Consider the following 11,371-nt stretch of genomic DNA (forward strand, 5'->3'; position numbering starts at 1 on the left):
GGACGGTCCCGCGGCGGCGACGCGGCGCCGCTCGAGCTCGGCGGCGTCCGGTGCGGCGACCACGATCACGCACTCGCCGCGCACCTCGCCGCGTGCCGCGACCTCGGCCGCGAGCTCGGCGACCTCGCCGCGCACGACCTCCTCGTGTACCTTGGTAAGCTCGCGCACGAGCGCAGCGCGCCGGCCCGGCATGACCGCGGCCACGTTGGCGAGCGTCTCGGCCACGCGCCGCGGGCTCTCGTAGGCCACGAGCGTGCCGGGCACCGCCGCCAGCTCCTCGAGCCGCGCGCGCTGGGCGCCGCGCTTCCGGGGCAGGAATCCCTCGAAGAAGAAGTGCTCGCTCGCGAGTCCCGACGCCACGAGCGCGCAGGTCACGGCGCTCGGCCCCGGCACCACCTCCACGCGCGCGCCGGCGTCGAGCGCGGCGTCCACGAGCCGCTGGCCCGGGTCCGACAAGCCGGGCATCCCGGCGTCGGACACGTACGCCACGCGCGCGCCGGCCGCCAGGCGCGCCAGCACCGCCGGGACCTTCTCGGCCATGACGTTCTCGTCGCAGCGCTCGAGGCGCGCGCGCAGGCCGAGGGCGCTCATCAGCCGGCCCGTGACGCGCGTGTCCTCGCAGAGCACCACGTCAGCCTCGGACAGCACGCGCCGCACGCGCGGCGAGACGTCCTCGAGGTTGCCGATCGGCGTGCCCACCACGGAGAGCAGGCCCGCCGCGTCCGGCGCCGCGGCGACCGAGGCCTCCCCCATCAGACGATCATCCCGCGCTCGAAGGTGGCCAGCGCCACGCGCGCGTCCCAGCCGGCGAGCATGCCGGAGGTCTTCCAGGTGTTGAAGAACCACGCCGGGCACCGCTCGTAGGTGCGGATCTGCTCGGAGGTGTAGACGCGCTCGAGCGCGATGCGCCCCTCCGGCGTCATCTGCGCGTCCGAGATCGGCAGCGAGGAGGACCACTTGCCCACCATCACCGGCATGCCGGCACGCTCTGCCGCGCGGATGTCCCGCTCGTGCTCCGCCACCAGGCGGCGCACGCCGGACGGCCCCGAGACGTCCAGGCGGCCGGGCGCCACGCGGTCCAGGTGCCGGTCGAGCCAGACGTTGCGGTAGTGGCGCTGCGCCATGAAGCGGCGCCAGCCGCCGTCGACCCCGCCGTCCGGCATGATGACCACCACGTCGTCCCCGGCGGCGCTGCGCACCAGCTCGTAGGCCTCGCGGTAGTAGTTGCGCAGGCGGTGCTGGGCCACGCCGTCGGTGAGCGCGAGGCCGCGGCGGACCTGGACGCGCACGTCGTCGGCCAGCTCCAGGCCGAAGAACCCCACGCGCGAGGCGTAGCGGCGGCAGAGGGCGAAGACCACGTCGAGCATGTGGTCGCGCGGGACGTGGCAGTCGGCCAGGTCGGGCGCCTGTCCGTTGCCGGAGTGCGGCCCGCCGAGGTTGAGCGCCAGCGCGAATATCACCTTGAGGCCGATCTCCTCGGCCCAGTCCAGCGCCTGGTCGACGCACTCGATGCAGCCCACGTAGGGACCGGGCTCGGGGCCGTCCTCGCCGTAGACGTACCACGGCACCGGCAGGCGGACGGCGTTGAAGCCGCGCGCCGCGATGCGGGCGAAGTCGTCGCGCGTGATGAACTCCGCCCGGTGGTGCCGCACGTAGTCCACGTAGCGGCGCCTCCCGAGCGACGTGGCGAGCGCCTCCTCGTCGAGCGCGCCCGCCTCGGCAAAGAGCTCCGGCGTCACCCACGACTCCAGCGTCAGCCAACCCGTCAGGTTGACCCCGTGCAGCGACTGGCCCATGCGACACCCCCGCTCCCTCGTGCGTGCAGAACTCCCCCTTGAGCCAGTATAGCGAGGACCCCGGACACATTTCTCCACAGGAACTACAACATCGCGGACGGTGGTACGCGGCGGCGGGCGGCAAGAGGGGCCGCGGGGTTCGGCGGCGGGCGTGAACGAGGCTCTTGGCCGGGTGGAGGACCACTCTAGAGGGCTCCGGCGCGACGACTATGTACACCGGCTCCGACTATGTACACCACGACTGCGGAGAGCCCTTCTCGGCACCCTCTCCCACCTGCGGCGCTGTAGCGGGTGCCCGCGCACGGGGTGTACATAGTCGGCAACGGTGTACATAGTCGTCGGGAGGCGCGGGCCAACGGGGCGCGCCAACGAGCCCGCGGCCCTACTCGGCCACGTAGGTCGCGCAGTTGAGCGGCGTCTCGTAGACGTCCACCTGCGCGCAGGGCAGGCCGCGGTCGCGGAGGCGCCCGCAGAGGTGGCGCGCGAGGTTCTCGGCCGTGGTGCGGAACGGCAGCACGGTGAGCGAGAAGCCCTCGCCCTCGAGCGCCGCCACGGTGGCGGGCGCGAGCGTGCCCTCCTCCACAAGGAAGGTGTGGTCGAGCGCGTCGCACTCCTCACGGACCGCGCGCTTGAAGGCGCCGAAGTCCATCACCATGTCGCGCTCGGTGCCGGCCGCGCCCAGCGCGTCCGTGCGGAGGTAGGCCACCACGCGCCAGCGGTGGCCGTGGAGGTTCTCGCACTTGCCGTGGTAGTCGGCCAGGAAGTGCGCGGAGTCGAAGTGCCACTCGGTCTTCAGTCCGAACATGGGGCTCCTCTCGGATGGGCTCGCGCGGCTACTCGGCCACCCGAAGGCTGCACATGATGGCAACCATCTGCTGGTAGAGCTCGCTCGAGGGGTCGGGCGGCACGCTCGGGTTGGAGAGCTGCAGCTGGATGGACCCGCCGTCAAGGTACACGTACTCGCCCATGGGGTTGCTGGCATCTCTGAGGCACAGGCGCTGGTAGCTCCAGCCCGACCCGCCGCCGCTGACGCGGACGACCTCAACGCCGTCGATGCCGGTCTGCCCCAGGACCTCCACGCTCTCCTCGCCCGATGTCGCGCCGCCGTTGGCGCCCACCCTGGACGAGAGCGTCAGCGCGGCGCCCGTCTCGGCGTCCACGAAGTCGACCGAGGCGTAGGGCGAGGCGCTGGGGCTGCCGGTGTTGACGCTCTCGTTCTGGACCGTCCAGCCCTCGGGGAGGTCGACGGCGAGCGCCGGCACGTGGCCGACCTCCGCCCCGGGCTCGACCATTCCGTCCGAGCCGGACGTGGGTCCCGTGAGCGCCGGCAGCGTGTAGGTGGTGACCTGCGGCGCGGCGGGCTCGGACGTCTTGGCGGAGGCGTCGTCGTCGGCATCCGTCCCGTCGTCGGCGGTGGCGGCGTCGTCGGTCGCGTCCGCGTCCGGGGCAGCTTCGGAGCCAGCCGGCGCGTCGTCCTGGGACGCACTCGCGGGCTCCGCCGCCTGCCTGCTGCCGAGCAGCACGGCGGCCGTGACTCCGGAGCCGAGAATGACCGCGCAGGACACCGCGATCACGATGATGGAGGCCCTTCGTCTCACGTCCGCGCTCTTCGCACTCATTGGATGCCCCTCGTCTCTGATGCCGCTACTCGGAGCCGCCGGCGGGCGCACCGCTGCCGGAGCCGCTGCCGCCCTGGCCGCCGCGGCCGCGGCCGCCACGATGACGGCGCCGCCGCTTGGGCGCGCCCTCGCCGCCCGGCTGCTGGCCGTCGCCGCCGGCGCGGCTCTGCGGGGCCGGGGCCTGCGCGCCGCCCTGGCCCTGCTGCTGGGTGCCGGAGCGACGACGGCGCGACGGCTGCATGCCCCGCGGCTGCACGCCCTTCTCGCCCTGCGCGCCCTGGCCGCCGCGGTCGCCGGGACGGCGCGTGCGGCGCGCGCCCTGCTGCTGTGCGGCGCCTCCCTCGCCGGAACCCTCGCCCGCCTGGTGGTGGCGCCGGCGGTGCGCCTGCGGCTGACCCTCGGCCTGCTGCGGCGCGCCCGCCGCGGCACCGCCGCCGTCGCCGGGACGGCGCTTGCGACGCCGGCGCGACGACGCGTCAGCGGACGCGGTAGACCCGCCCGCGGCCCGCTCGCCCTTCTCGCCGCCCGAGGAGCGGCGACGCCGGCGCTTGGGCTCCACGAAGATGTCCGAGGCATCCGGCATCTCGGCCGGCAGCACGCCGTTCTTGCGGTCCAGCTCGGCGAGGGCCATCTGCACGTCCGGGGACTCCAGGCGGTCGAGCACCTCGCGCGTCACGGTGTCGGGGCGGCACGGGCAGCCGAGCTCCTCGCTCTTCTTGTGCGCGGCCTCGGAGGCCGTCATGTCGGCGAGCGCCACGCGAATCTGCTTGCCGTTCTCGAGCCGCAGGCAGATCTGCTCCTTGGGCGTGTCGTACTCCACGATCTTGCCCTTGCCGAGCGGCGTGTCGATCACCGCGTTGCGCTTGGGCGCGCGGCTCTTGAAGTCGCGGTAGGCCTCGAACTCGTAGCGCAGGCAGCACATGAGCCGCCCGCACGCGCCGGAGATCTTGGTGGAGTTGAGGGGCAGGTCCTGCTCCTTGGCCATGCGGATCGAGACCGGGTCGAAGCCGGTGGCGAAGCGCCGGCAGCACAGCTCCTGGCCGCAGTGGCCGTAGCCGCCCACGATGGCGGCCTCCTCGCGCACGCCGATCTGGCGCATGTCGATGCGCACGTGCAGCTCGCGCGAGAGGTCGCGCACGAGCTGGCGGAAGTCCACGCGCTCCTCGGCGGCGAAGTAGCAGACGGCCTTCTCGGCGTCGAAGAGGTACTCCACGCCCACCGGCTTCATGTCCAGGCCGGACTCGGAGACGAGCCGGCGGAACACGGGCAGCGCGCGCTCGCCGCGCTCGGCGAGCTCCTCGGCGCGGTCGAGGTCGGCGTCGTCGGCGATGCGCAGCACCTCGCGCAGCTGCGCGTGGCCGATGAGGCCAGAGAGCTCGTCGGCGCTGACCTCGCGGGCGTCGGCCGTGGCGAGGCCTATCTCGTGGCCGCGCTCGGTGGCGCAGATGACGTGGTCGCCCTCCTGGGCGCCGGTCTCGGCCTGGTCGAACCACAGGTCGCGGGCCGCGTAGGTGAACTTCACCGGGATGATGGTGGGCATGCGAGCGCCTCCTTGACGCTGAGCAGCATGACCTCGAGGGTCAGCTGGGGCGAAACGTTGTGGGCGAGGTCGTCGGCGGCGCGCGAGACGGCGGCCAGGGCCGCGAGGGGCGCGCGGGCGTCGCAGCGAGCGGCCAGGCGGTCGACCACCGCGGTCGCGTCCTCGTTGACGAGCGGCGCGCCGGCGCCCTCCACGCGCGTGAGCACGTCGCGCAGGACGGACTCGGCGGCGGCCAGAGCCTCCATCATACCCGAACGCTCCCGGGCGGTGAGCTCGCGCTTGTTGGCGTCGGCCACCTGCTTGAGCGCGGCCGAGGTGAGGAAGTCCTGGGTCTCTTTGAGCGCGTCCTCCTGGGCCTGGCGCACGTCGGCGAGCGGCACGGCCACGGCGTCCACGATCTGGCGCGCGGCGAGAAGGACGTCCCAGGAATCGTCGCGCCCGAGCGCGTCGAGCGCGTCCACCACCAGGCGCCGTACCTGGCGCCGCGCGGGGCTGGACAGGTACTCAACCGCGCGTCCCGGCGTGCCCGCCACGGCGAGCGCCACGCGGGCCTCGGCCTCGGTGGCCACGCAGGCCCGGCGCACCGCGTCAACGCCGGCGCTCGCCGACGTCACGCGGAACGGCACGCGCTGGCAGCGCGAGACGATGGTGGGCAGCATCGAGGCCGTGGTGCGGGCGCACAGGATGAACAGCACGCCCTCGGGCGGCTCCTCGAGGGTCTTGAGCAGGGCGTTGGCGGGAGCGCCGCGCAAGAGCTCGGCGCGCTCGAGCACGTAGACCTTGGACGGCGCGCGCATGGGCGCGAGCGCCGCGTCGGCGATGAGCTCGCGCACCTGGTCCACGAGGTAGCCGGTGGCGCTGGCGGGCGCGAGCCAGTGGACGTCGGGGTGGGTGCGGTGCGCCACGCGACGGCACTCGTCGCAGGTGGCGTCGCCGCCGGACGGGCAGACCACGCACTGCGCGAGGGCCTGCGCGGCCTCGTGCTTGCCCGAGCCCGGCGCCCCCTCGAAGAGGTAGGCGTGGCTGAGCCGTCCCTCGGCGAGCGCGTTGGCGAGAAAGTCGCGCACGCGCGGCTGGTCGGCGAGAGCAACGAGGGCGCGCGGGACGGGCGCGGATGCTGGCGCGGACGCGCTCATCGCGTCGCCCCCAGGTCGGCGACGGCCGCGCGCAGGCGGACCGCGACCTCGTCCCTCTCGCCGGACGCGTCGACCACGCGCACGCGGTCGGGCTCCTCGGCGGCCAGGCGCAGGTAGGCGTCGCGCACGCGCCGCTGGAAGGCCAGGCCCTCGGCCTCCATGCGGTCGGCGCCACCGGCGGTGGCGCGCGCGTAGGCGAGCTCGGGGTCGAGGTCGAGCACGAGCGTGCGGTCGGGCGCCAGCCCGCAGGAGCCGAGCGCGTTGGCGCGGCGGACGAGCTCGTCGGGGAGGCCGCGGCCGCCGGCCTGGTAGGCGTAGGTGGAGTCGTAGAAGCGGTCGCACAGCACCGCGGCGCCGCGCGCCAGCGCCGGCTCGATGACCTCGCGCACGAGCTGGGCGCGGCTGGCCTCGTAGAGCATCAGCTCGCACTCGGCGGCCATGCCGGCGTTGGCGGGGTCGAGCAGGAGCGCGCGGACCTTCTCGGAGATCGGCGTGCCGCCGGGCTCGCGCAGGCGCACGACCTCGCGGCCGCCCGCGGCGAGCGCGTCGGCCAGCGGGCCGGCCTGCGTGCTCTTGCCGCAGCCGTCGGCCCCCTCGAGCGTGATGAAGATGCCGCGCATGTCCCTCCCCGTGCCGCCTGACCGTTCCCTTATGGTACCGCAGCCGGGCCGCGGGGCACGGACGCGCGCGTCGTGTGCGTGTCGTTTCTCACCGCGCGTCCCTCTCGCCGCGCGACGCCCCTCTCTCCGCGTGTCCTCTCGCCGCGTTCCTCTCGCCGCGTTCCTCTCGCCGCCCGATTAACCCGCAAAATCTGACAAACTCGAATTTCTTTCCTGCGAATATATGATTATGAAATCATTTTTTGCGGGTTGTTTGACACGCCAAGAGGAATTTGAGTGTCAGGCACATGAGACTCGCGGCCCCGTATCCAACGATCCGGGGCCGCGCCGCGCCTACCGCACGAAGTTGGTCCAGGTGCCGTCCTCCTGCTCGGGCAGACCCACGCCCGCGGCGCGCCCGGCCTCGATGCAGCGCAGCAGCCACGCCATGTTGCGCCCGAGCTGGCGCATGGTCCACAGGCCCTCCTCGTCCTGCTCGACGTCGGCGGCCTCGCGGCCGTGCACCATGTTCCAGTAGCGGCTGCTCACGATGGGCATCTGCGAGATCGTGAAGTACTTCTCGATGTCGGTGAGCGCCGAGGTGGTGCCCGCGCGCCGCGCCGACGTCACCGCCGCGGCCGGCTTGTGCGCGAAGACGTCGGGCCTCCCGGCGCTCCCGTTGGCGTAGAACGCGCGGTCCATGAAGCCCAGGAGCGAGGCACCCGCGCGGCCGTAGTGCACCGGCGCGCCGAAGACGAAGCCGTCGACGTCCGCGGCCTTCTCGAGAAACGCGTTGACGCCGTCCTTCTCGCCGAACGCGCAGCGCCCCAACTTGGCGCAGGCCCCGCACGCCGTGCAGCCGCCCACCGGACGCGCGCCGATCCAGACGACCTCTGTCTCGACGCCGCCCTCGCCGAGCGTGCGCGCGACCTCGTCGAGCGCCCGCCTGGTGCAGCCGTGCTCGTGCGGACTTCCGTTGACCAGCAGAACCTTCATGTGGGCTCCTCTCCCCTTGCTGACGTTGCGTCACCTATTCTACCCGCGCGCAGCCGCGCGTAGCCGCGACCGAAGCAGGCGAGACGTCGGCGGGTTCTTCTCGCCTGCTCACAAAACGGCGGAAGTCTGTGGCCGCAGCAACAGACTTCCGCCCATCTCTCAACAAGTCGGGGCAAAATCCACCGACTTCCGCGCATTCTTGAGCACCCGCCCCGCGTGGCGAGAAGAACGCGCCGCTAGGACCTCTTCCGGCCCGCGGCCCGCCTGCCGCCGCGTCCGCGCGCGGCCCTCGCGGCCTCGCGCTTCTCGCGACCCGGGCACTCCATGTTGGGGCAGAGCTTCCACGGCCCGCGCGCGGTGGTCACCACGACCATCGGCGCGCCGCAGTCCGGACAGGTCTCCCCGGTGGCCTCGAGCTTCCCGCGCGCCGGCAGCGGGTAGGAGGTCCCGCACTCGTCGTAGTTGGTGCAGCGGATGAAGCGCTTGCCGCTCTTCTCGGACTTGTGCGCCACCAGCCGCCCCTCGCGCCCGGCCTCGGCGCACGCGGGGCACGCGCCCACGTCCACGTCGGGCTCGCGGTTGGTGGGGCACGCCGGGTTCACGCACGTCTCGTACGCGCGGCTGCGGAACGGCTGCACCTTCACGCGCGGGGCGCCGCACTCCGGGCACACCGCGGCCTCGCCCTCGAGCGCCGAGATCTTGCCCTGCGGCAGCGGGTAGGTGACGTCGCAGTCCGGCCAGCCCATGCACCCCACGAAGCTGCCGCGCGTCTTGGCGGAGCTCTTGACCACGAGGTCCTTGCCGCACTTGGGGCAGACGCCCACCTTGGCGTCGGCCGTCACGGCGTCCGCGATGGCCTCCGAGAGGTCGTCGGTGTGCTCCACGAGCGCGTCCATCAGACCGGCGAGCAGCGCGCGGGAGTGGTTGACCACCTGGTCCTGGGTGCTGGCGCCCTCGGCCACGTGCGTCATGTCCTCCTCGAGCTCGGCGGTCATGTCGGCCGAGGTGATGCGCGGCGCGTAGGTGTGCAGCGCGTCGATGATGGCCATGCCCAGCTGGCTGGGCTCGATCGGGTCGTTCTTGAAGTAGCGGCGCTGGTAGAGCGTGTCGATGATGCTCGCGCGCGTGGACTTGGTGCCCAGCCCGCGCTTCTCCATCTCCTGGATGAGCCTGCCCTGGCTGTAGCGCGCCGGCGGCTCGGTCTGCTTGGCAAGAAGCTCCATGTCGGAGACGCTCACCACGTCGCCCTCGGCGAGCGCGGGGAGCTGGTCGTCCTTCTTGAGGCCGTAGGGGTACGCCTCGCGGAAGCCGGCGTCGACGAGCACGCTGCCGGAGACCGTGAACGGCTCGCCGGCCACGTCGATCGTGACCTTGGTGCCCTCGATCGTGGCGGGCCCCATGAGCGTGGCCAGGAAGCGCCGCGCGATGAGGTTGTAGAGCTTCCACGCCGCGGGCTCCAGCTTGTCGGGGCTGGCGGCGGCCGTGGGGTAGATCGGCGGGTGGTCGGTGGTCTCCTGCTTGCCGCGCGTGGCCGTGAGCTTCTCGGCGGCGAGAAGGTCGTGGCACACCTTGCCGTAGGCGGGCACCGTCGAGAGCGTGCGCACGCAGTCGCGCAGGTCGAGCGACTTGGGGTAGACGGTGTTGTCCACGCGCGGGTAGGAGATGAGACCGTCCATGTAGAGGCTCTCGGCCAGGCGCATCGTGCGCGCCGGCGAGAGACCCTCGGCGGCGGCCGCGGCCTGCAGCGACGTGGTGTTGAACGGCGCGGGCGGGCGCTGGGTGCGGCGCTTGCGCTCCACAGCCGTCACGCGGCCCTCGGAGGCGCCGTCCACATGGCCGAACGCGGTCCGCGCCGCCTGCTGGTCCCAGAAGCGCGCGGTGGCGTGCGTCACACGGAACGGGCCGGCGGCGTCGCCAGGCTTCTCGGCCTGCCCCTGGATGACCCAGTAGTCCTCCGGCTTGAAGGCCATGCGCTCGCGCTCGCGCTCGACGACGAGCGCCAGCGTCGGGGTCTGCACGCGGCCGGCCGAGCGCACGGTGCCCAGGCCGCTCCAGCGCGCCGCCGTGAGGTAGCGCGTGAGTACGGCGCCCCAGATGAGGTCGATATACTGGCGGGACTCGCCGGCGTCGGCGAGGTCCTGGTCGAGCTCCACGAGGTTGCCGAAGGCGTGGTCGATCTCGGCGCGAGTGAACGCCGAGTAGCGAGCGCGGGAGACCGGCACGTCGGGCGCGACCTCGCGAACCTGCCGCAGCGCATCGGAGCCGATGAGCTCGCCCTCGCGGTCGAAGTCGGTGCCGATGACGACGCTGTCGGCCTTCTTGGCGAGGTTCTTGAGCGCGCGGATGATCTCCTTCTCGGCGGGGAGCTTCTCGATGGGCGCCCACACCAGGTACGGCAGGCTGGCGATCTTCCAGCCCTTGAGGTCGATGCCGTCGGCGAGGTAGGGCTTGCGCTTGGACTTGTACGGCGGGCGCTCCAGGCCGTCGGGCACGTCGGCGGGGAGAAGCTCGCCGTCGGCGGTGACCCCCTGCCAGCCGTTCTTGTCGTCGAAGCTCAGCCGCACGGGGAAGTCAACCTTGAGGATGTGGCCGCGCAGACCAATGGTCACGCAGTCCTCCCCGTCCCAGGTGAACCGGTAGACCGGCGTGTTGTAGACCTTGTCCGCCTTCGGCCTTCCGCCGTCGGACAGGAGCCGCGCGATCTGCTGCGCGGCGTCGTTCTTCTCGGTGACGATGAGCCTCAAGCGCTCGCCTCCCTACGCGTCTAGAGCTTGTCGAACTCGCGCTGGTCGTAGTCGTCGCGCGTCCACTTGAGCGCCTCCTTGCCGTCGCGCGCCACGATCACGAAGCGCGCCACCGCGAGCGCGATCTCGTACAGGAGGATCAGCACGGCGAACATCAGCAGCATGGTGACGGGCGAGGCGTCGGGCGTGACCACGGCCGACAGCACCATGAACGCCACGTAGACGATGCGCCACTGCGAGCGGAAGGTCTTGTACGGCACGAGGTGCAGGATCGACAGGTAGAAGATCAGCAGAGGCAGCTGGAAGGCCAGGCCGAAGCCGATCTCGAGCAGCATGTAGATGTTGAGGTAGTCCTCGGCGTCGGCCATGTTCTGCGCGAACTCGACGGTCTGGTCGAGCAGCCAGCCGAAGGCCGCCGGCTGAATCACGAAGAAGCAGAAGATCATGCCGAGGAAGAACAGGGCCACCATCGCAGCCACGGTGGGCACGACCCACCTGCGCTCCTTGGGCTTGAGCGCTGGCAGGAAGAACGCGAGGACCTCCCAGATGATGATCGGGCTGCAGATGATCACCGAGAAGAACAGGGCGACCTTGAAGCGGATCGTGAAGCCGCCGAGCGCGGTGAAGACGTAGAGCTGGCCGCCGCGCATGGCCTCCTCGATCTGGTCGATCATCAGCTCGATGAGGGTGGGCGTGGCGAAGTAGACCACCACGGCGCAGACGACGACGGCGACCACGATGATCGTGAGGCGGCGGCGGAGCTCCCCCAGGTGATCCATGAGGGGCATGCGTGCGGGACCGATCGGCATGTTACTCGGCCTCCTTCTCGTCGGTGGGGGCGCCGTTGGCGGAGCCGGCGGGGACGGCCCCGTTCGCTCCGCGCTCCTCGCTGCGCTCGTCGCTCACTTCGTGAGTCGCGACGGCACCGTCCCCGCCGGCTC

General features: G+C 72.2%; 10 protein-coding genes. All 10 read right to left on the reverse strand.

The window, feature by feature from the left end; all coding sequences use genetic code 11:
• Window positions 1-753 (reverse strand): 16S rRNA (cytidine(1402)-2'-O)-methyltransferase (gene rsmI / locus ACWTSU_RS05195; protein WP_455138818.1); only part of this gene is annotated, 753 nt, incomplete at its 3' end.
• Window positions 753-1,796, reverse strand: a complete 1,044-nt coding sequence (locus tag ACWTSU_RS05200; protein ID WP_455138819.1) for a glycoside hydrolase family 5 protein — start codon at window positions 1,794-1,796, stop codon at window positions 753-755. The genes rsmI and ACWTSU_RS05200, both read right to left, overlap by 1 nt.
• A gap of 382 nt (window positions 1,797-2,178) precedes the next feature.
• Window positions 2,179-2,601 (reverse strand): 6-pyruvoyl trahydropterin synthase family protein, encoded by a 423-nt coding sequence (locus tag ACWTSU_RS05205; protein ID WP_455138820.1) that lies wholly within the window; start codon window positions 2,599-2,601, stop codon window positions 2,179-2,181.
• Window positions 2,602-2,629: 28 nt separating this feature from the next.
• Window positions 2,630-3,415, reverse strand: a complete 786-nt coding sequence (locus ACWTSU_RS05210) for a hypothetical protein (protein ID WP_455138821.1) — start codon at window positions 3,413-3,415, stop codon at window positions 2,630-2,632.
• Window positions 3,416-3,440: 25 nt separating this feature from the next.
• On the reverse strand, window positions 3,441-4,955 hold the full coding sequence (locus ACWTSU_RS05215) for a PSP1 domain-containing protein (protein ID WP_455138822.1): 1,515 nt from the start codon (window positions 4,953-4,955) through the stop codon (window positions 3,441-3,443).
• Window positions 4,934-6,091 carry a DNA polymerase III subunit gene (locus ACWTSU_RS05220; RefSeq protein ID WP_455138823.1) on the reverse strand — a complete coding sequence of 386 codons (1,158 nt, stop codon included), beginning with the start codon at window positions 6,089-6,091 and terminating at the stop codon, window positions 4,934-4,936. The genes ACWTSU_RS05215 and ACWTSU_RS05220 overlap by 22 nt, the downstream gene beginning before the upstream one ends.
• Window positions 6,088-6,711 (reverse strand): dTMP kinase, encoded by a 624-nt coding sequence (gene tmk / locus ACWTSU_RS05225; protein ID WP_455138824.1) that lies wholly within the window; start codon window positions 6,709-6,711, stop codon window positions 6,088-6,090. Before tmk ends, ACWTSU_RS05220 begins: the two co-directional genes overlap by 4 nt.
• Before the next feature lie 333 nt (window positions 6,712-7,044).
• Window positions 7,045-7,686, reverse strand: coding sequence for a flavodoxin family protein (locus ACWTSU_RS05230; protein WP_455138825.1), 642 nt, complete (start codon window positions 7,684-7,686; stop codon window positions 7,045-7,047).
• Between the two features lie 236 nt (window positions 7,687-7,922).
• The gene (locus ACWTSU_RS05235; RefSeq protein WP_455138826.1) at window positions 7,923-10,430 is read right to left on the reverse strand and encodes a DNA topoisomerase I; all 2,508 of its coding nucleotides are present in this window, start codon (window positions 10,428-10,430) and stop codon (window positions 7,923-7,925) included.
• A gap of 20 nt (window positions 10,431-10,450) precedes the next feature.
• Window positions 10,451-11,239: a twin-arginine translocase subunit TatC gene (gene tatC / locus ACWTSU_RS05240; RefSeq protein ID WP_455138827.1), complete on the reverse strand. Its 789-nt coding sequence runs from the start codon at window positions 11,237-11,239 to the stop codon at window positions 10,451-10,453.
• Between the last annotated feature and the right edge of the window lie 132 nt (window positions 11,240-11,371).

The organism is Thermophilibacter sp., from assembly GCF_966187215.1.